This is a genomic window from Oleidesulfovibrio alaskensis DSM 16109 (assembly GCF_000482745.1).
In the GTDB taxonomy this organism is placed as follows: Bacteria; Desulfobacterota; Desulfovibrionia; order Desulfovibrionales; family Desulfovibrionaceae; genus Oleidesulfovibrio; species Oleidesulfovibrio alaskensis.
On the sequence record NZ_AXWQ01000006.1, the window covers coordinates 63097 to 81692 of the forward strand.

Consider the following 18596-nt stretch of genomic DNA (forward strand, 5'->3'; position numbering starts at 1 on the left):
CAGCCTTGCAACCAGTCATTTTACTGCTCATCCGGTCTCCGGGACATTTTTTACTTGCCTTGCCGGGCTGTCTCTGCTAGCTAACCCTCTCTTGCGGAGAGGTGTCCGAGCTGGCCGAAGGAGCACGATTGGAAATCGTGTGTACCTTAACAGGGTACCGAGAGTTCGAATCTCTCCCTCTCCGCCATTTTACGCTGCTGTGGCAGTTGTGTTTTTATAGAATTTCAAGAGAGCCGGGCGGCGGAAGCGCTGCCAATCCGGTCAGGCCCGAGAGGGAGCAGCCGTAACAGTAGTTTTCGGGTGCCCGGCTCCCTAAAGGGCGCAATGCTGTACAAGCCTTGCGCTCTTTTTTTATACCCTGCACCGGCGCAGCACGTGCATTGCACTCTTTTCATATCCGCAGGCATTTCCGCTTGCATTGCCTTCCGTATACTGCTAGATAGCACTCCGCATTCGCGGAGAGGTGTCCGAGCTGGCCGAAGGAGCACGATTGGAAATCGTGTGTACCTTAACAGGGTACCGAGAGTTCGAATCTCTCCCTCTCCGCCATTCTGCAATATTCAAGGGATCTTACGATCCCTTTTTTTTATTGCCTGTGCTACGCCGGCTGTTCCCCTGAACCAAGTGCCCTGCCTGCCCGTACCATTCTTTCCTCCTCGGATTCTGGACTTACCGACCCGCGTGCTTATTGCCATAGAGTATACGCATCACCCCTAGCACCGCAGGAGAATCCCATGCCGCAAAAATACCGCAAAACTCCGGAGGCACTGGCCGCACTGACAGATGAGCAGCGCAGGGTAACGCAGGAAAACGGCACTGAACGTCCGTTCAGCAACGCTTTTCACGACCACACAGCAGCAGGACTGTATGTGGACATCGTTTCCGGCGAACCGCTGTTTTCATCACTGGATAAATTTGATTCCGGCTGCGGGTGGCCCAGCTTCAGCAGGCCTGTGGAACTGAATATAGTGGAGAAAAAAGATACAAGTCATGGTCTTGTCCGCACAGAAGTACGCTCGAAACATGCGGACAGTCATCTGGGACATGTGTTCACAGACGGGCCGGAGCATCTGACAGGCCTGCGGTACTGTATCAATTCAGCCGCACTGCGTTTTATTCCGGCGGACAAGCTGGAAGAGGAAGGGTACGGCGAATATGCACACCTTTTCACCACACGGGAGTAGCCCATGGAAACAGTAACCGAACGTGCCGTACTGGCCGGAGGATGCTTCTGGGGAATGCAGGAACTCATCAGAAAGCTGCCCGGCGTGCTTGCCACGCGCACCGGATACACCGGCGGCACCGTGCCGAACGCGACATACAGAAACCACCACGGCCATGCGGAAGCCGTTGAAATCATCTTTGATCCTGCCGTGCTGTCTTACCGCAGTCTTCTGGAATACTTCTTCCGGATACATGACCCGACGACAGCGGACAGACAAGGCAATGATATCGGCAGTTCATACCGTTCGGCCGTTTTTCATACAACGCAGCAGCAGCGCGAAACAGCACTGGCAACCATCCGCGACATCAACGCCTCGGGCGTATGGCCTGCAGAGGTGGTGACACAGGTCGAACCCGTTTCCGATTTCTGGGAGGCCGAACCGGAGCATCAGGACTATCTGCAGCGTGTTCCGGGCGGATATACATGCCACTACGAACGCCGCGGCTGGGTGCTGCCGCCGCGCTGACCGCAGCTCAGGGCTCCGCAGGCGGCTTTGCGTCGCACAGCGCATACAGGCGTACGGTATTGCTGCGCGGAAATTCCTTATCAAGCAGCCTGCGGAGCAGTTTTTTCAATGCGGACAGAGAAACTTCCGTGAACTCGTGCCGCTCATACCCGTCCTGCACCACGCAAAAAGCATCATCGCCCGTACGCAGCACCTGCACAGACCTGTCACGTTTAAACGTGCGCATGTCCACCCCTTGCCCGCAAGGCAGCTTTTGCAGACGGCGGAGCACTTCCTGCACGGCACCGGCTCTGTGCACCATCATGTCCCGAACCGCCCCGAACCGTGTCCCATGCGGTTCACATCGGCCAGTTCAAACGAATCAAGAGTGTACAGACGTATTTTATTGCTGCGCGGAAATTCGCGCTTGAGCAGCGTCTTGAGCAGGCGCCGGATTTTGTCCGCACTCAGCCCTTCCCACATCTCTTCATGAAAGCCCCGCTCGACCACGGTAAAGCTGTCCGGTCCGGTTCTCACAATGGCCACTGAACGGTTGCGCTTATACGTGCGCATGTCCAGACACTGTCCGGTATCCAGCCTTTCCAGCCGCTCCATCACAGTAGGTATTACAGTCGTTTTGTCATTCATGGCTTCTGCATAATCAAGGTTATGTACCGCCACATGTGCCACAGGGCGGCATACGGTTCAAGCGGACGGCAGCCGCGCAGGCACATTGACTTTACCGGCCGCTGCCCGCATTCTGCGGTAATGCATACTCTCTTTGTACCGGCCCACGGGCCGCGCCGCCTGCCGGACGGCAGCTGGCTCTTCCGGCTGTGGACCACACGCCGCAAGCCCGCGGTACTTGTCATCGAAGCGCCCTGCCCGCAGGAAATTCCCATGAAAGCGTGCGGAGGCGGCTGGCGGGAAGCCAGAACAGCCCCCATGCCCGCCGGTGCGCTCTACCGCATCCGGCTGGGGGACGAGCTGCTGGCAGACCCGGCTTCCGCCCATCAGCCGCAAGGTATTGACGGCCCTTCCATGACGGACGACCCGGCCGCTTTCATCTGGACCGACAGCGGTTTCGGTGCGGTAGCCATGCCTCACGCGGTCATCTACGAAATACATACCGGCACGTTCACCCCCGAAGGTACACTGGATGCCGCCGCCGGACGTCTGCCCCGCATTGCTGAACTGGGCGTGACCGCCGTGGAACTGATGCCCCTGACGGAAACAACCGGACGCTGGAACTGGGGCTATGACGGTGTGTTTCCTTACAGTGTCCATCACCGTGCGGGCGGTCCCGATGCACTGCGCCGCTTTGTGGATACGGCCCACGGACTGGGTCTTTCAGTGTATGGCGACGTGGTGCTCAATCATCTGGGACCGGAGGGAAACAACCTGCCGAAATTCGGCCCCTACCTTTCCCGCCGGCACCACACTCCGTGGGGGGCCTGCCCTTCATTTGACGGATCATCAGCTCAGGCCGTACGCCGTTATTTTCTGGACTGCTGTCTCAGACTCATGGCGCATTTTCATATGGACGGACTGCGGCTGGACGCCACCCCGTATGTGCAGGACGATTCCGCAGAGCATATTCTCGCCGCACTCACGCGGGAAACGCAGGTGCTGGCCGCCGCCTCAGGCAGGCGGCTTCATATCATGGCGGAAAGCACCCGCAACGAAATACACCTGACCACACCACGCAGCGCCGGTGGCTACGGCATGGCCGCACAATGGAGTGACGACTTTCACCACGCAGTACATGCCCGGCTTACCGGCGAATCCTGCGGGTACTATGCGGCGTTCCACACCGCGCAAAACGCTGCAAAACCGGCACAGACCCCGCCTGCAGCAGGGCAGCAATGCAAAGAAGCTCAGAAACGGTGCCCCCCGGCAGCGGCTGTCAGCCCTGTGGACGCGCTGGCAGAAATATTCGCCCGCGGCTGGTTCAGGCAGGGGCAGCTGTGCCCGTGGCGCAAGCAACCTTTCGGAGACCAGCCCCGCGGTCTGCAGCCTTCACAGGTCATTGTCTATCTGCAGAACCACGATGTCACGGGCAACCGTCCCTCGGGCGAGCGTCTGCACGCGCTCACCTGTCCTGCAGCCCGGCGCATGGCCGCTGCAGCCCTGCTGCTTTCACCTTTTGTTCCGCTGATTTTCATGGGAGAAGAATACGATGATCCGGCCCCCTTCCACTTTTTTGTGGATCACAGCCCGGAATTGAACCGGCAGGTGGCACAGGGCAGACGGCGCGAAGCAGCGGCCTTTGGCTGGATGCCGTGCGCCACGGCACCGGAACCGCATTCACCGGCCGCTTTTGAAAACTCGCGGCTGTCATGGCACCTGCAGGACACCCGGTATCATGCCACTGTCCGCGACCTGTACCGGCGGTGCATACGGCTGCGGCAGACCCTGCCCTCGCTGGACAGCCCTTCATTTGAGACTCTGTATGTAAGCAGACCCCATCCGCAGGTCATCTGCACCGGCAGAACCGACCCCGCGAGGATTTACAGCTCGTGGCTGCTGCTCAACTGCGGACCGCAGGCAGCCACGTTCAGCATTGACGCCGCCACGGCCCCGCTGGCCCGCCAGCAGGCGTGGAGTCAGGCACTGTGCACGGCCGACCGCCGCTGGCACAGTCCGCATACACAGGAAGATGAGGCAGACCTGCCCCACCGCTTTGCCGCGGGAACACACATACCGGTCACTCTGCCGCCGTGGTGTGCGCTGCTTCTGGCCTGACAGCCTGCCCGCTTACAGTGAAGCCCCTTCCAGCTGCAGCAGATAGCGTTTCATATCTACGCCCGCACCCGTATACCCCACCATGGCCCCTTTGCTGCCCAGAACCCTGTGGCAGGGAATGACAAGCGGCCAGCGGTTGCGGGCCATTATCTGCCCCACCCCGCGGGCGGCTGCAGGGCGGCCGGCCATGGCGGCCAGTTGCCCGTATGTGACGGTACTGCCGGCGGGCACCTCGTGCCGCAGCGTTTCCAGCACCTTGCGGGCAAACGGGGTAAGTCCGCCCATGGGCAGATCAACCTGTGGCCACTGCGTTCTGCCCTGCTGTACATAACTGTCCAGCGCCTCAAGCATGCGGCTGCCGGTGGCCGAAAGTTCCGCCGCACCGTTATGCATGCCGTCCGGCACGCTGCCGGAAAATGCCACGAGAGTACGGGGCAGCAGGTCGCCGGCTTCCGCGCCGGGCCGGGGCAGTTTTGCCCCCGTAAGCAGACCGCTTCCGTCAAGTCCTGCCGACCAGCGCAGCCCCACACGGGCAATACAGGGCTCCGCACAGGCGGGCCCGTCCGGCGCGCCATCAGGGCCGCTCCATTCAAGCAGCATGGCCAGCGGGCCGCTCACCAGTATCTCGACATCGTACATAGCCTACCCCCGTCGCGTTAACGGTTGCACACAAATCAGGTTCGCTTTGCGGCTTGTACCGTAAGGCACAGCGCCGCCGTCAGCAGCGGCCGTCGCAAAGCTCAGCCTGCCGCATTGCCGCGGCAGTGTTCCTCAACCGAACGGCGCCACCGGTCGTGCATGGCGGCCGGCAGCATGTGCTGCTGCGAAAACCATAACGGCGTACTGTGTGGCGCGTCTGCCCTGCACCCCTGCCACAGGCCGTTCTGCCGCATGACTGCCTCTATGCGGGCTATGACGCCGCGCTTGTCGGCACTCCATGCCGGGGCAAGCAGTTCGCCTTCCGCGGCGTCGCCTGTCAGACGGTGTATGACAACGCCGGCAGGCAGTACCGCCAGTCCGGAAGCGACCGCCTGCGCGTACTCTTCCATTTCCATGGGCCGGTATTCCCCGCTGCGCCACATCGCTGCCACGGCGGTATGTTCGGCCACATACAGGCCATGAAACTTTACGCCGGCCACCGGCAGGGCTGCCACATCGGCAACAGTCCGGGCAAAATCGGCACCGGTTTCGCCGGGCAGACCGGCTATCAGATGCGCACACACCTTGAGGCCCCGCTCATGCGCCATATGTACGGCTTTGACAAAGCAGGCAAAATCGTGGCCTCTGTTTATGCGCCGCAGCGTGGCATCGCTGGAACTCTGCAGCCCCAGTTCAAGCCATACCTCCGCTCCGGCCTTGCCGCAAATGCCCTGCGGCTGTATACCCGAAGCAGCAAGCGCCGCATCGATGCGCCCGATACTACGGGCTATCCGGTCAAGGCGCTGCTCGTCAAGGCAGTCAGGGCGGGTGCCTATGCCCGCTCCTACAACACCGGTGAACCCTTCGATTTGAGAAAGTACGCCCTCAAGCTTTTCCAGCGGGCCATACGTGTTGGAAAATGACTGCAAATAGGCTATGTATAGCCCCGACTTGTGGCGAGGCCCGTAAATGCCTTGCCAATGTGCCCATTGCTCCGGCAGGGTAAGACCCTTGCGGGCCAGTCCCGATCCGGATCCGCCGGGATTGCAGAACACGCATCCGCTGTGTGACAGGGTTCCGTCGCGGTTGGGACAGGTGAACCCCGCATCGAGAGGAATTTTTTGAATACGCGCCCCGTAGCGGTGGCGCCAGTACGAAGAAAGCTGGTAATATCTGTTCATCGGGTTTCCAGTTGACAAGTCGGACAATTTGGAAGCACACGCTGTTGACCAGAAACTGATTACGCATCCATCCCCCCCGAGGCAAGCGAGACCATACATGTCTAAAGCAATCGATTTTATGCTGGGTATGTTTTCCAACGACCTGGCTATAGACCTGGGCACCGCGAACACCTGCGTCTATGTGAAAGGACAAGGCATCGTTCTGCGCGAGCCTTCCGTTGTCGCCGTAAAAAAAGATAACCGCGGCGGCAATGTCGTTCTTGCCGTCGGGCATGACGCCAAACGCATGCTGGGCCGCACCCCCGGCAACATACAGGCCATCCGTCCCATGAAAGACGGCGTCATTGCCGACTTTGAAATTACCGAAGCCATGCTTCGCCATTTCATTTCCAAAGTGCACAACTCGCGCCGTCTGGTGCGTCCGCGCATCATCATCTGCGTGCCCACGGGCATAACACAGGTGGAAAAACGCGCGGTAAAGGAATCGGCCCAGAGTGCCGGCGCGCGCGAAGTCTACCTCATCGAGGAACCCATGGCAGCCGCCATCGGCGCCAATCTGCCCATTCAGGAGCCCACCTCCAACATGGTGGTGGACATCGGCGGCGGCACCACGGAAGTGGCTGTCATCTCGCTTTCCGGCGTGGTGTATTCGCGTTCCGTGCGCGTGGGCGGCGATAAAATGGATGAAGCCATCATGACGCACGTCAAACGCAAGTACAACATGCTCATAGGCGAATCCACATCCGAAGAAATCAAGATCAAAACCGGTTCGGCCTACCCCATGGACCCCGAGCAGCAGCTCGAGGTTAAAGGACGCGATCTTGTGACAGGTATTCCCCAGAATATCACCATAACCTCGGAAGAGGTACGCAAGGCAATATCCGAACAGGTGGACTCCATAGTGCAGGCAGTGCGTGTGGCGCTGGAACAGACCCCGCCGGAACTGGCAGCGGACATAGTGGACCGCGGCATAGTGCTGACCGGCGGCGGCGCCCTGCTCAAGGGGCTTGACCAGCTGCTGCGCGAAGAGACATCGCTGCCCATCACCGTGGTGGACGATCCTCTTTCCACCGTTGTTGTGGGTACCGGCAAAGCGCTGGACAATCTGGACATCCTGAAGGAGGTCGCAATCGATTAACGTTTCGCCCAAACGCATTCTGGCCGTACTTTTTGCTGTGCTTTTCGCGTATCTGGGTTTGTACACATGGAACCTGCGGACCGGTGTTCTTGACAATGCCGCTTCGCACACGGGGCTTGAGTTTGCAGGGGCCGTTCTGAAACCGGGCGAATGGGTTCACCGAAGCGCCGTGGATTTCTGGGAACAGTATCTGTACCTGGTCGATGTACGCCAGCAGAACGAACGCCTGGCAGCTCAGGTGAAAGATCTTTCATTTGAACTGGCAAAGGCACGAGAAGAACAGCAGGAACTTTTACGGCTGCGCGCCCTTAACGGTTTTTCCGCTCCTGCGGAGTGGGAACGGGTGGGAGCCCGCATCATTGCCCAGCGCCTCGGTTCCGAAGCCGCTCTTGACAGCATTATGCTGAACAAGGGCTACCTTCAGGGAGCAGGTTCCAACACTCCCGTGGTGACACACAAGGGAGTTGTGGGCAGAATCATGCGGGCAGGGCCTTTCACGGCCACGGTGCAGCTTATCACCGACCCCGCCAGCCGTATTGCCGTGCTCGGTTCAGCAAGCCGCACACCGGGCATTCTGATGGGCACAGGGGCCCGCTCGGAACTTGTTCTGCGGTTTGTTCCGCTCAATGCGCAGCTGGAAGAAGGCGAAACGCTCATAACTTCCGGACTGGCGGGCGCCTATCCCAAAGGCCTGCCCGTGGCGCGCATAGTGCGTATTGAACATTCCGATATCTCACTCTTTCAGACCGTGCACGCGGTTCCGCTGGCCGGCATAGACCGGCTGGAAGAAGTGCTGCTGCTGCAACGCCCGGCAGGACCGCATGCCGCGTTTCACGCAGTGGAAACGCCCCCGCAGGCCGGAGCGCATACAGCGCACGCCAACGCCACGCGCTAGCGCCTGCACCGGACGATACTTGTGCCGCCCCTCCGCGGGGCGGCACCGTTTTGACCCGCAAACACCGCAAGAGAACTCGGACAATGCGCAATGTTATCTGGTGGCTTGTGTACGCTGCAGCCGCCATATGGGCTCAGAAGCTGGTTCCCGGCATCGATTTTCTGCTGCCGGGGCTCATCATTGCGCTGCAGGAAGAACGCCCCATCCAGACATTCTGGATCATCATCTGTTTTTCACTGATTCAGGAAGGCAGCGGAACCATGTCATTCGGCCCCGCCGTGGGACAGTATCTGGGTGCCGCAGTACTGGTGCAGGCAGGACGCTGGCTTTTCGAGGCCAGAAACATTTCTTTTGTTCTGCTGCTGTCCGCCGGTCTGGGGCTGACACACTTCGGCATGATTTCCGTCATGGCCATGCTGCAGGATATATCCCTCATCCAGAGTCGCCTTATGCACGAAAGCATTATACAGGCTCTTGTCATCCCGCCCTGCTGGCTGCTGGTCATGCAGGCCAGAAAAAGGTTCGCCCCCGATGAAAGTCCAGCTTGATTCGGAAGGCTTCCAGCCCCCGCGTTCAGGGCTCATGCTGCTTCAGGGGCTTGTGGCGCTTATCTTTCTGGTTTTTGCGCTGCGCTTCTGGTATCTGCAGATACACAAAGGTGAAGATTACGCACGTCTGGCCAGTGACAACCGTCTGCGGCAGGAACAGATGTACGCGCCGCGCGGATTGCTGCGCGACAGATACGGCATGCTGCTGGCAGAAAACCGTCCGGCCTACGGTCTGGGACTGGTGCGTGAAGACTGCCACGACATTCCCTCCACACTGGCCCAGATAAGCCAGTGGACCGGCATTGACCTGACGGAGATAACCCAGCGCTACGAACGCGACAAACGCAAGGTTAAATCCTTCGAGCCGCTCATCCTTGTTCCGGATATTTCCTTTGAGCTGCTGGCCGCGGTAGAGGCCAATATAAACCGCTGGCCCGGTCTGGAGATAATTGTCCGGCCGCGGCGCTATTATCCTTCGGGGCCGGAACTGGCACACCTGCTGGGCTATGTGAGCGAAGCAGACGAAAAACAGTTGCAGCAGCGTCCCGAACTGGCGCTGGGCGACACTGTGGGCAAACAGGGACTGGAACTGGTTTTAGAAGACCGGCTGCGCGGCCAGAAGGGTCTGCGTCAGATGGAAGTGGATGTGGTGGGCCGCGACCTGACTCACCACATACTGCGGGCCCCTCAGGCCGGTGAAAACATCAACCTGACCATTGATCTGGCCCTGCAGCACAAGGCGTTTGAAATGCTTGAAGGCCAGTCGGGCTGCATTGTGGTGCTTGATCCCGACACAGGTCAGCTGCATGCGCTGGTCACCGCGCCGGCCTTTGACAACAACGCCTTCGCCCGCGGCCTGACCGGCAAGGAATGGGCAGAACTGCGCGACAACCCGCGCCACCCCATGCAGAACAGAGTCATCCAGTCCGTATATCCGCCCGCCTCCATCTGGAAGCTGCTCATGGCCGGTCTGGTGCTGGAAGACAAAGTGGTCGACCCCAAGGAGACTGTTTTCTGCAACGGACGCTATCCCATGGGCAACCGCGTGTTTCGCTGCTGGAAAAAATGGGGACACGGGCACACCGACCTGCACAAGGCGCTTGTGGAATCGTGCGATGTCTATTTTTACGATGTGGCCGACAAAATCGGCATCGACCGCATTGCGGAATTTGCCAAGGCTTCCGGATTCGGCGAACTGACCGGCATAGACCTGCCCCATGAGCGTTCGGGGCTGGTACCTTCGCGGGAATGGAAACGTAAACGCTTCGGCGAGGTATGGCACCGCGGCGAAACGCTCAATATTTCGATCGGTCAGGGGTTCACTCTGGTCACTCCTCTGCAGATAGCACGCTTTATCGGCGCCCTGCTCAACGGCGGCAAATTGCTCAAACCCCAGATTCTCGTGGACGAAAAGCCGCTGGTGCAGCATGAAATTCCCATCGGGGCTGATGCGCGCAAAGTCATCCTGAAAGCCATGGTCGATACCGTTGACGCTCCGCGGGGCACGGCGCGCAGGCTTCGCAGACCCGACGCCGTCATCGGCGGCAAGACGGGCACGGCGCAGGTGGTGCGCATTGTGGGCGAAGAGCGCCGCAAAAAAGAAGAAATGGAATACTGGGAACGCGACCACGCATGGATGGCCGCATGGGGCCAGAAAGACGATAAACGCTACGTGATTGTGGTCATGGTGGAACACGGCGGTGGTGGCAGCAGCACCGCAGGCCCCATTGTGAAAGGACTTTTCGACTACCTCTTCGGCGTGCCCGGAGAAGCGGGAGCTGACAGCCAATGAGCCCCATAGACAGACGCATTCTGACTCATATGAACTGGGGGCTCATCGCCATGACGCTGCTGCTTTTCGGCGTGGGCGTGGCCAACCTGTATTCGGCATCGGGGTTCCGCGTGGACGACGGCATCGCTGTCTCCTCATTCTACAGCAAACAGCTTCTGTGGGGGGCTGTGGGCATGGGCGGCATGCTGGCCGTCATGCTTTTCGACTACCGCCACCTTAAAAGTCTGGCGTGGCCTGTATTCATTGTCACATTGCTGCTGCTGGTGGCCGTTCCGCTTTTCGGCGTAACGGTTTACGGCGCCAAGCGCTGGCTTTCCTTTGGTTTTTTCAACCTGCAGCCCAGCGAACTGGCAAAAATCAGCACGCTGATCATCGCCGCAAGACTGCTTTCCCGCGGGGGCGAACCGCTGGACTGGGGTGAACTTTTCAAAATACTGGGTATATGCCTTATTCCGGCCGCCCTCATTGTCACCCAGCCGGACCTCGGCACCACCCTCAACGTGCTGCTCAACGTGGGCGGAGTCATACTGTACCGCGGCATTGCGCGGCATGTTTTCAAAACCTGCATCATCGCCCTGCCTCCGCTCATTCCGCTGGGCTGGTTTGTGCTGCACGACTATCAGAAACAGCGCATACTCACATTTCTCGATCCCGGACGCGATCCGCTGGGAGCCGGTTACCACATCATCCAGTCGCAGATAGCCATCGGTTCCGGGCAGATATGGGGCAAGGGTTTTCTGGGCGGCACCCAGTCACAATTGCGCTTTCTGCCCGAAAAGCATACAGACTTTGCTGTGGCGGTTTTCGGCGAAGAGTGGGGATTCATCGGCAACATGATTCTGCTGGGTCTGTTCTGCCTGTTCCTGCTGGCCATATTCAACTCCGCCCGCGATGCAAAAGACCGTTTCGGCAGCTTTCTGTGCGCCGGCGTGTTTTTTTATTTTTTCTGGCAAATTCTTATAAATATGGGCATGGTGGTCGGGCTGATGCCTGTGGTGGGTATCCCCCTGCCTTTCATCAGCTACGGCGGCAGCGCCACTATCGTCAATTTCTGTCTGATAGGTCTGGTGCTGAACGTCTCCATGCGCCGCTTTGTCTTTAAAGCATCATGAGCCGCATCATGAAAAGGGCTGCTGAACATGCCTCTTTTTTCGCGATCCAGTAAGGAGCATGCACGAATGTCGAAAGATGAAATCAACGCCTTTTTGGGCGCGGGAACCGTATACAACGGAAAGCTGGACTTTCAGGGCTCTGTCCGCATCGACGGAGCCTTTACCGGAGAAATCCGCTCGCAGGGCACACTGATTGTCGGCAAGGACGCCGACCTGCAGGGCCAGATTCAGGTGGGCCAGATAATCGTGAGCGGCAAGGTGCAGGGTACTGTCACCGCCGGCAAAAAAGCCGTGCTGCACCGGACGGCCACCGTCATGGGCACCCTTAACACACCGTCACTTGTCATCGAGGAAGGTGCGGTGCTGCAGGGCGACGTTGTGATGAAAGCCACAGACTCCGGTACTCCACCCGAGACTGCAGACCAGTAGACAAAGGGCCGCACAGCGGCCCTTTTGAATATGAATAAACTGATAAAACAAACAGTTAAATTCAGGAAATTTTTCACAAGCACTCACAAATTTCCAAAAAAGGCTTTGACACAATGGGTTATATTGGCTAAACCCATCGTGACTTTGAGCTTAAATTCACAACCTCACCAAGGGAGCAGGCATGATCAATTTAGACTTCACCTTACTGATTCAGTTGGTGAACTTTCTTGTCACGCTCCTGGTGCTGAATGCTCTCCTTATCCGGCCAATTAGGGAGATCATCAAGCAGCGGGCTGACAAGATGTCGGGGCTGGTGGGCGACACCGAGGGTTTCCTTGATGCTGCCAACCAGAAGCTCAGCAACTATGAGACCGCCCTGTCTGAAGCAAGACGCAATGCATCCGCAGTGCGCGACGCCCAGAAAGAGCAGGGTCTCGCCAGGGAGCAGGAGCTTGTCACAGCAGCCTCCGAGGAGGCACAGGCCATCCTGCAAGCTTCCCGTAAGCAGGTTGCCAAGGATGTACAAGAGGCTATGGAAACGCTGAAAGGGCAAGTGGGCGCCCTGGCGGAAAAGGCCACTGCCAAGGTCCTCGGGTAACACTTACGGCGAAAGTGAAGGAGGGTTCGGCTTTGAAAGGGCTGAGAAAACTGTTGTTAGTTCTTGGCGTGATGCTCCTGGCCACGGGCGTTGCGCTGGCAGCCGGCGGTGAAGCCGCTTCCGGGGAACACCATTACGATTGGACCAACCTCGGATTCAGGCTTGCCAACTTTGCGATATTCATCGCAATCATCTACTACGCGGCCGGCAAGAAGCTTATTGCTTTCTTCGGCGGCCGACGCAAAGGAATCGAGCAGGAACTCAACGATCTGGAAACGCGCAAAACCGACGCCAAGAAACAGCTTGGCGACGTTGAAAAGCGTATCGCGGATCTCGAAAATGAGCGCAAAGCCATTATCGCAGAGTATCAGGCTCAGGGTGAGGCGCTGAAGGCGGCCATCATCAGCAAGGCGGAGACCTCCGCCAGACAAATCGTTGAACAAGCCAAAAAGTCCGCAGAAAACGAAGTCAAGTACGCCAAGGACGCCATGCGCGAAGAACTGGCGGACATGATTGTTGATGCGACCGAAAAGCTGCTCAAAGAACGGCTGGACGGTAACGAGCAGGAAAAGCTCATTGACAAGTACTTAACAAAGGTGGTGCTCAATTGACCGGCAACATCGCAGCTCGTAGGTATGCAAGGGCGCTTTTTGCCATAGGGCAGAAGCAGGGGCTTGCCGAACTCGATGCTTTCGGTTCCGAGCTCTCCGCCGTTGCTAAGGCCGTGGAGGAATCTCCCGCGCTTGCCAGACTCTTCCGCAACCCGCTCTTCAGCATTGAAGAGAAGCGTGCGGTTCTGGCCAAGCTTTTACAAGCCGCCGGGGCAGGCCAGACTGTCAGCAACTTCTGCAACCTGCTTGCAGACAAGGGCAGACTGGCAGACCTGCCGGACATCAACGCGTTTTACAGTCTTCTGCTTGATGCCGAAAAAGGCATCATCCGCGGCGAGCTGGTTACCGCCATCAAACTGGCCAAGGCCAAGCGTGATGCGGTGAAAGAACAGCTTGAAAAGCAGGCCGGACAGAAGATTGAGCTGAACTTCAGCGTAGACAAGGATATCCTTGGCGGCGTCGTGCTGAAGGTCGGCGACCGTGTTCTTGATGCCAGCCTGCGCGCACAGCTGGGCATTCTGAAGGATAACATCAAGAGGGGTGAGTAGGGCCATGCAGATTAAGACCGAAGAAATCAGCCAGATCATCGAATCGCAGATTCAGAATTACGAACAGCGAGTCGAGATGAGCGAAACCGGTACCGTGCTTTACGTCGGTGACGGTATTGCACGCGTTTACGGTGTTCGCAACGCCATGGCCATGGAACTGCTGGAATTTCCCGGCGGGCTCATGGGTATGGTGCTGAACCTTGAAGAAGACAACGTCGGTGTGGCCCTGCTGGGTCCGGATACCGACATTAAAGAAGGTGACCCGGTAAAGCGTACCGGCAAAATCTTCTCCGTGCCGGTGGGCGATGCGGTCATGGGCCGTGTTCTCAACCCCCTCGGCCAGCCCATTGACGGCGAAGGACCGGTTGACTCCAAAGAATTCCGTCCTGTTGAACTTAAGGCTCCCGGCATCATCGCCCGTAAGTCCGTGCACGAACCCATGCCCACCGGCATCAAGGCTATCGACGCCATGACGCCCATCGGCCGCGGTCAGCGCGAACTTGTCATCGGCGACCGTCAGACCGGTAAGACCGCCGTCTGCATCGACGCCATTCTGGCGCAGAAAAACACCGACATCCACTGCTTCTACGTGGCCATCGGTCAGAAGCGTTCCACTGTTGCTCTGGTGGCAGACACGCTGAAAAAACACGGCGCGATGGAATACACCACCATCATCTCCGCCACCGCTTCCGAACCGGCTCCGCTTCAGTTCATCGCCGCCTATGCCGGCTGTGCCATGGCTGAATACTACCGCGACAGCGGCAAGCATGCGCTCATCGTTTACGATGACCTTTCCAAGCAGGCTACCGCCTACCGCCAGATGTCGCTGCTGCTGCGCCGTCCTCCCGGACGTGAAGCTTTCCCCGGCGACGTTTTCTACCTGCACTCGCGGCTGCTTGAACGTGCCGCAAAAGTGAACGACAGCCTGGGTGCCGGTTCGCTTACCGCCCTGCCCATCATTGAAACGCAGGCCGGTGACGTTTCCGCCTACATCCCGACCAACGTTATCTCCATTACCGACGGTCAGGTGTACCTCGAACCCAACCTGTTCAACGCCGGTATCCGTCCTGCCATCAACGTCGGTCTGTCAGTTTCCCGAGTGGGCGGCGCTGCACAGATCAAGGCAATGAAGCAGGTTGCAGGTACCATGCGTCTTGACCTTGCCCAGTACCGCGAACTGGCAGCTTTTGCCCAGTTCGGTTCTGACCTTGACAAGGCAACGCAGGCAAAGCTGAACCGTGGCGCACGCCTGGTCGAACTGCTCAAGCAGCCCCAGTACCAGCCCATGCCGTTCAACGAGCAGGTAGCTTCCATGTACGCGGCAACCCGTGGCTTCATGGACGATGTGCCTGTGGCATCCATCCGCAAGTTCGAAGCTGAGTACATTGAGTTCCTGCGGGACGCCAAGGGTGACATACTGAAAGATCTTGACGAGAAAAAGGCCATTGACAACGACATCGAAGGACGCATGAAAGCGGCTCTCGAAGAGTTCAAAAAAGGCTTCACCGCCTAACCGCGGGGGGTAATATGCCTTCTTTGAAAGATGTCCAACTGAAAATCGCCGGTGTGAAGAAGACAAAACAGATCACCAAAGCGATGAACATGGTGGCCTCGGCCAAGCTGCGCGGCGCCCAGACACGCATAGAACGTTTCAGACCTTATGCTGCAAAGTTCTATGAGATGCTCGGTGACCTTGCTTCGCAGGCCGACTCGTCTGCCCACCCGCTGCTGGAAAAGCGTGAAGAGGTGAATACCTGCGGTATCATTCTCGCCACGTCGGACCGCGGCCTGTGCGGCAGCTTCAACGTCAACCTGATCAACGACGCGCTGCGGCTGGCACGTGAAAAAGCCAGCGCCGGTAAAACCGTAAAGTTTTACTGCGTTGGAAAAAAAGCACGCGATGCCGTACGCAAGTCCGAATTCGAGATAGTCAAGGAACTTGTGGGTCAGATGAACGCATTTGACTTCACCATGGCAAACTCGATCGGACTGGACGTCATTCATGCGTACCTGACTGGTGAGCTGGACGAAGTCGTAATGATTTACGGCGAATTCCAGAGCATGGTCAGGCAGGTCCCCCAGCGTCTCCAGCTGCTTCCCATGGCTGCCGCCAAGGAAGAAGAGGTGGCTGCTCCGTCAAAAGAGTACACCTACGAGCCCGCTGTCGAAGGATTGCTTGCCGAGCTTCTGCCCCGCTTCATCAAGGTGCAGATCTACCGCGGCCTTCTGGACACATCGGCCAGTGAACACGCTGCACGGATGACTGCCATGGACAACGCCACGCGGAGCTGCGACGACATGATCAGTTCCCTGACGCTGCTCTACAACAAGACCAGACAGGCGGCGATCACGCGAGACCTTATGGATATCGTCGGCGGCGCTGAAGCCCTGAAAGGATAAAAGGGAGCTTAAGAGGTATGAGTAACATAGGCAAGATCACTCAGGTCATCGGCGCCGTTGTCGACGTCGAGTTTGCCGATGGCAACCTTCCTAACATTCTGAACGCGTTGGTCATTAAAAACCCCAACAACGCTGACTGCCCCGAGCTTATCTGCGAAGTGGCACAGCATCTGGGTGACAACGTTGTTCGCACAATCGCCATGGACGCGACCGAAGGTCTTGTCCGCGGCATGGAAGTGACCGATACTGGCAACCCCATCATGGTGCCCGTGGGCAGCGCCTCTCTGGGCCGCATCATGAACGTTGTGGGCCGTCCTGTGGACGAAATGGGCGACATCGACGCGGCGAAAAGCCTTCCCATTCACCGTCCCGCACCCGAATTCAACGAGCAGAACACCAACGTTGAACTGCTTGAAACCGGCATCAAGGTTGTTGACCTGCTGATTCCCTTCCCCAAGGGCGGCAAAATGGGTCTCTTCGGCGGTGCAGGCGTGGGTAAAACCGTTATTCTGATGGAAATGATCAACAACATTGCAAAACAGCACGGCGGTATTTCCGTGTTTGCAGGTGTTGGTGAGCGTACCCGTGAAGGTAACGACCTGTACCACGAAATGAAGGACGCCGGCGTTCTGGAAAAAGCCGCACTTGTGTACGGCCAGATGAACGAACCTCCGGGAGCACGTGCACGTGTTGCACTGACTGCACTGGCCTGCGCGGAATACTTCCGTGACGAAGAAAATCAGGACGTGCTGCTCTTTGTTGACAATATATTCCGCTTTACGCAGGCAGGTTCGGAAGTGTCCGCACTGCTCGGCCGTATGCCTTCCGCGGTGGGTTACCAGCCCACGCTGGGCACCGACCTTGGCGGCCTGCAGGAACGCATCACCTCCACCACCAAGGGTTCCATCACCTCGGTGCAGGCTGTTTACGTTCCCGCGGACGACCTTACCGACCCCGCGCCTGCAACCACGTTCTCGCACCTTGACGGAACGCTCGTGCTTTCGCGTCAGATTGCAGAACTCGGCATCTACCCTGCGGTTGACCCGCTGGACTCCACTTCGCGTATTCTCGACCCCAACGTTGTTGGTGCCGAACACTACAGCGTGGCACGTGAAGTTCAGATGGTGCTGCAGAAGTACAAAGACCTGCAGGACATCATTGCCATTCTGGGTATGGACGAACTGTCGGACGAGGACAAGCAGACCGTTGCGCGCGCACGCCGCATCCAGCGTTTCCTCTCTCAGCCGTTCCACGTGGCAGAAGTGTTCACCGGCACCCCTGGTGTGTATGTAAAGCTGGAAGAGACCATCAAGGCCTTCCGCGGCATTCTGAACGGTGAATACGACCACCTGGCTGAAAACGACTTCTACATGGTCGGCGGTATCGAAATGGCCGTGGAGCGTTATAACCAGCGTCAGCAAGCCGCGTAAGGAGCTGACCTATGGAAAAGTCTCTCCAGCTTGAAATCGTGACACCGGACAAGGTGGTCCTGAGCGAGCAGGTGGACTATGTCGGCGCCCCTGGATACGAGGGTGAGTTCGGCGTACTGCCCAACCACATCCCGTTCCTTTCGGCTCTGTCCATCGGCAGCCTGTACTACAAGGCCGGCGGCAAAACCAGATACGCCTTTGTTTCCGGCGGCTTCGCTGAAGTTTCCGACAACAAAGTGACCATTCTGGCCGAATCCGCTGAACGTGCCGAAGACATCGACATCGAACGCGCACGCAAGGCTCAGCAGCGCGCTGAAGAGCGCCTGAAAGCCGAACGTGAAAAGATCGACGCCACCCGCGCTGAAGCCGCCCTGAAGCGTGCTCTGGCCCGCCTTCAGGTACGCAATGCAGCCTAGCTGCATGCAGCGGTAGCAACCAGTATGACAACGGGCCGGCTTTACAGCCGGCCCGTTTTTTTACTCCCTCAGCCCGTCCTGAAAACACACTCCTGCACCTGCGTCCTGCCGTGCACCGGCTGCGGAACGCGCAGCCGCAACCCGCGGCGCATACCCCCTGCAAGCGCTGCTTCCGCATACCCGCTGCCTGCACTGCCCTGTCAGTCACCGGTACCCCGCTAAATTGCAACGCCACGATAAACAGTGTTCCCGATTCCTGCCCGTTTCCGGATGCACAAAGAAAGATTCTTCAGGTTGCCTGCTCCATGCAACTTCCCGTCAGGCACAGCTAAAAAACTCTTTTCAGGCACAGTATCCTGTCAGCCTGTAGAGGATCTGCATCTTTTTTCAGAAGCCACCTGATGCGGCAACGCATCGGACCGCCGGCAGCGGAAACAGGATGGC

20 protein-coding genes, 2 tRNA genes and 1 other RNA gene are annotated in these 18596 nt (G+C 58.3%); 19 read left to right on the forward strand and 4 right to left on the reverse strand.

Translation table 11 applies throughout. From position 1 onward, the window contains the following. Positions 1-95: 95 nt before the first annotated feature. The 5 genes from H586_RS0105305 (at position 96) to msrA (ending at position 1691) form a co-directional block, all read left to right on the forward strand. Positions 96-187 (forward strand) — tRNA-Ser (locus H586_RS0105305). 37 nt (positions 188-224) lie between these two features. After that, an RNA gene (gene ffs / locus H586_RS20370) (signal recognition particle sRNA small type) lies at positions 225-320 on the forward strand. A gap of 137 nt (positions 321-457) precedes the next feature. Then, positions 458-549 (forward strand) — tRNA-Ser (locus H586_RS0105310). A 185-nt stretch (positions 550-734) separates the two neighbouring features. Continuing rightward, positions 735-1184, forward strand: a complete 450-nt coding sequence (msrB, locus tag H586_RS0105315) for a peptide-methionine (R)-S-oxide reductase MsrB (protein WP_011367045.1) — start codon at positions 735-737, stop codon at positions 1182-1184. A 3-nt stretch (positions 1185-1187) separates the two neighbouring features. Next, positions 1188-1691: a peptide-methionine (S)-S-oxide reductase MsrA gene (gene msrA / locus H586_RS0105320; RefSeq protein ID WP_027181521.1), complete on the forward strand. Its 504-nt coding sequence runs from the start codon at positions 1188-1190 to the stop codon at positions 1689-1691. Positions 1692-1698: 7 nt separating this feature from the next. Here msrA and H586_RS0105325 read toward each other — a convergent pair whose 3' ends face one another. Both H586_RS0105325 and H586_RS0105330 read right to left on the reverse strand, forming a co-directional pair. Next, a complete protein-coding gene (locus H586_RS0105325) occupies positions 1699-1995 on the reverse strand; it encodes a hypothetical protein (protein ID WP_027181522.1) in 297 nt (98 codons plus the stop codon). Then, the gene (locus H586_RS0105330) at positions 1992-2318 is read right to left on the reverse strand and encodes a hypothetical protein (RefSeq protein WP_011367042.1); all 327 of its coding nucleotides are present in this window, start codon (positions 2316-2318) and stop codon (positions 1992-1994) included. Before H586_RS0105330 ends, H586_RS0105325 begins: the two co-directional genes overlap by 4 nt. Positions 2319-2438: 120 nt before the next feature. Here H586_RS0105330 and H586_RS19920 point away from each other — a divergent pair, with 120 nt between their 5' ends. Then, on the forward strand, positions 2439-4415 hold the full coding sequence (locus H586_RS19920; protein WP_162147953.1) for an alpha-amylase family glycosyl hydrolase: 1977 nt from the start codon (positions 2439-2441) through the stop codon (positions 4413-4415). Between the two features lie 12 nt (positions 4416-4427). Here H586_RS19920 and H586_RS21005 read toward each other — a convergent pair whose 3' ends face one another. Continuing rightward, the gene (locus H586_RS21005) at positions 4428-5054 is read right to left on the reverse strand and encodes a methylated-DNA--[protein]-cysteine S-methyltransferase (protein WP_034618665.1); all 627 of its coding nucleotides are present in this window, start codon (positions 5052-5054) and stop codon (positions 4428-4430) included. A gap of 101 nt (positions 5055-5155) precedes the next feature. Then, positions 5156-6235 (reverse strand): TIGR01212 family radical SAM protein, encoded by a 1080-nt coding sequence (locus H586_RS0105345; RefSeq protein WP_027181523.1) that lies wholly within the window; start codon positions 6233-6235, stop codon positions 5156-5158. A 97-nt stretch (positions 6236-6332) separates the two neighbouring features. Here H586_RS0105345 and H586_RS0105350 point away from each other — a divergent pair, with 97 nt between their 5' ends. The 13 genes from H586_RS0105350 (at position 6333) to H586_RS0105410 (ending at position 18152) form a co-directional block, all read left to right on the forward strand. After that, the gene (locus H586_RS0105350; protein WP_011367038.1) at positions 6333-7373 is read left to right on the forward strand and encodes a rod shape-determining protein; all 1041 of its coding nucleotides are present in this window, start codon (positions 6333-6335) and stop codon (positions 7371-7373) included. A 19-nt stretch (positions 7374-7392) separates the two neighbouring features. Continuing rightward, a complete protein-coding gene (gene mreC / locus H586_RS18240) occupies positions 7393-8268 on the forward strand; it encodes a rod shape-determining protein MreC (protein WP_081701771.1) in 876 nt (291 codons plus the stop codon). A gap of 83 nt (positions 8269-8351) precedes the next feature. Then, entirely contained in the window at positions 8352-8816 is a 465-nt protein-coding gene (locus H586_RS0105360; RefSeq protein WP_011367036.1) for a hypothetical protein, read from the forward strand. Next, positions 8800-10608: a penicillin-binding protein 2 gene (gene mrdA, locus H586_RS0105365; protein ID WP_011367035.1), complete on the forward strand. Its 1809-nt coding sequence runs from the start codon at positions 8800-8802 to the stop codon at positions 10606-10608. Before H586_RS0105360 ends, mrdA begins: the two co-directional genes overlap by 17 nt. Then, positions 10605-11720: a rod shape-determining protein RodA gene (gene rodA / locus H586_RS0105370; RefSeq protein WP_027181524.1), complete on the forward strand. Its 1116-nt coding sequence runs from the start codon at positions 10605-10607 to the stop codon at positions 11718-11720. Before mrdA ends, rodA begins: the two co-directional genes overlap by 4 nt. A 66-nt stretch (positions 11721-11786) precedes the next feature. Beyond that, positions 11787-12149, forward strand: a complete 363-nt coding sequence (locus H586_RS0105375; protein ID WP_011367033.1) for a bactofilin family protein — start codon at positions 11787-11789, stop codon at positions 12147-12149. Between the two features lie 181 nt (positions 12150-12330). Further along, positions 12331-12747 carry an ATP synthase F0 subunit B gene (locus tag H586_RS0105380; RefSeq protein WP_011367032.1) on the forward strand — a complete coding sequence of 139 codons (417 nt, stop codon included), beginning with the start codon at positions 12331-12333 and terminating at the stop codon, positions 12745-12747. A gap of 32 nt (positions 12748-12779) precedes the next feature. Next, on the forward strand, positions 12780-13358 hold the full coding sequence (atpF, locus tag H586_RS0105385; RefSeq protein ID WP_027181525.1) for a F0F1 ATP synthase subunit B: 579 nt from the start codon (positions 12780-12782) through the stop codon (positions 13356-13358). Continuing rightward, positions 13355-13906, forward strand: a complete 552-nt coding sequence (gene atpH, locus H586_RS0105390) for an ATP synthase F1 subunit delta (RefSeq protein ID WP_011367030.1) — start codon at positions 13355-13357, stop codon at positions 13904-13906. Before atpF ends, atpH begins: the two co-directional genes overlap by 4 nt. 4 nt (positions 13907-13910) lie before the next feature. Beyond that, positions 13911-15419 (forward strand): F0F1 ATP synthase subunit alpha, encoded by a 1509-nt coding sequence (gene atpA / locus H586_RS0105395; RefSeq protein WP_011367029.1) that lies wholly within the window; start codon positions 13911-13913, stop codon positions 15417-15419. A 14-nt stretch (positions 15420-15433) separates the two neighbouring features. Then, entirely contained in the window at positions 15434-16306 is an 873-nt protein-coding gene (locus tag H586_RS0105400) for a F0F1 ATP synthase subunit gamma (protein ID WP_011367028.1), read from the forward strand. A gap of 17 nt (positions 16307-16323) precedes the next feature. After that, positions 16324-17736 (forward strand): F0F1 ATP synthase subunit beta, encoded by a 1413-nt coding sequence (gene atpD, locus H586_RS0105405; RefSeq protein ID WP_011367027.1) that lies wholly within the window; start codon positions 16324-16326, stop codon positions 17734-17736. Positions 17737-17747: 11 nt separating this feature from the next. After that, complete coding sequence (locus H586_RS0105410) at positions 17748-18152, forward strand: F0F1 ATP synthase subunit epsilon (protein WP_011367026.1); 405 nt, start codon at positions 17748-17750, stop codon at positions 18150-18152. The last annotated feature ends 444 nt before the right edge of the window (positions 18153-18596 follow it).

Coding starts and splice junctions, on each gene's coding strand:
- msrB (WP_011367045.1), top strand. CDS start 735: ATGCCGCAAAAATACCGCAAAACTCCGGAGGCACTGGCCGCACTGACA.
- msrA (WP_027181521.1), top strand. CDS start 1,188: ATGGAAACAGTAACCGAACGTGCCGTACTGGCCGGAGGATGCTTCTGG.
- H586_RS0105325 (WP_027181522.1), bottom strand. CDS start 1,995: ATGATGGTGCACAGAGCCGGTGCCGTGCAGGAAGTGCTCCGCCGTCTG.
- H586_RS0105330 (WP_011367042.1), bottom strand. CDS start 2,318: ATGAATGACAAAACGACTGTAATACCTACTGTGATGGAGCGGCTGGAA.
- H586_RS19920 (WP_162147953.1), top strand. CDS start 2,439: ATGCATACTCTCTTTGTACCGGCCCACGGGCCGCGCCGCCTGCCGGAC.
- H586_RS21005 (WP_034618665.1), bottom strand. CDS start 5,054: ATGTACGATGTCGAGATACTGGTGAGCGGCCCGCTGGCCATGCTGCTT.
- H586_RS0105345 (WP_027181523.1), bottom strand. CDS start 6,235: ATGAACAGATATTACCAGCTTTCTTCGTACTGGCGCCACCGCTACGGG.
- H586_RS0105350 (WP_011367038.1), top strand. CDS start 6,333: ATGTCTAAAGCAATCGATTTTATGCTGGGTATGTTTTCCAACGACCTG.
- H586_RS0105360 (WP_011367036.1), top strand. CDS start 8,352: ATGCGCAATGTTATCTGGTGGCTTGTGTACGCTGCAGCCGCCATATGG.
- mrdA (WP_011367035.1), top strand. CDS start 8,800: ATGAAAGTCCAGCTTGATTCGGAAGGCTTCCAGCCCCCGCGTTCAGGG.
- rodA (WP_027181524.1), top strand. CDS start 10,605: ATGAGCCCCATAGACAGACGCATTCTGACTCATATGAACTGGGGGCTC.
- H586_RS0105375 (WP_011367033.1), top strand. CDS start 11,787: ATGTCGAAAGATGAAATCAACGCCTTTTTGGGCGCGGGAACCGTATAC.
- H586_RS0105380 (WP_011367032.1), top strand. CDS start 12,331: ATGATCAATTTAGACTTCACCTTACTGATTCAGTTGGTGAACTTTCTT.
- atpA (WP_011367029.1), top strand. CDS start 13,911: ATGCAGATTAAGACCGAAGAAATCAGCCAGATCATCGAATCGCAGATT.
- H586_RS0105400 (WP_011367028.1), top strand. CDS start 15,434: ATGCCTTCTTTGAAAGATGTCCAACTGAAAATCGCCGGTGTGAAGAAG.
- atpD (WP_011367027.1), top strand. CDS start 16,324: ATGAGTAACATAGGCAAGATCACTCAGGTCATCGGCGCCGTTGTCGAC.
- H586_RS0105410 (WP_011367026.1), top strand. CDS start 17,748: ATGGAAAAGTCTCTCCAGCTTGAAATCGTGACACCGGACAAGGTGGTC.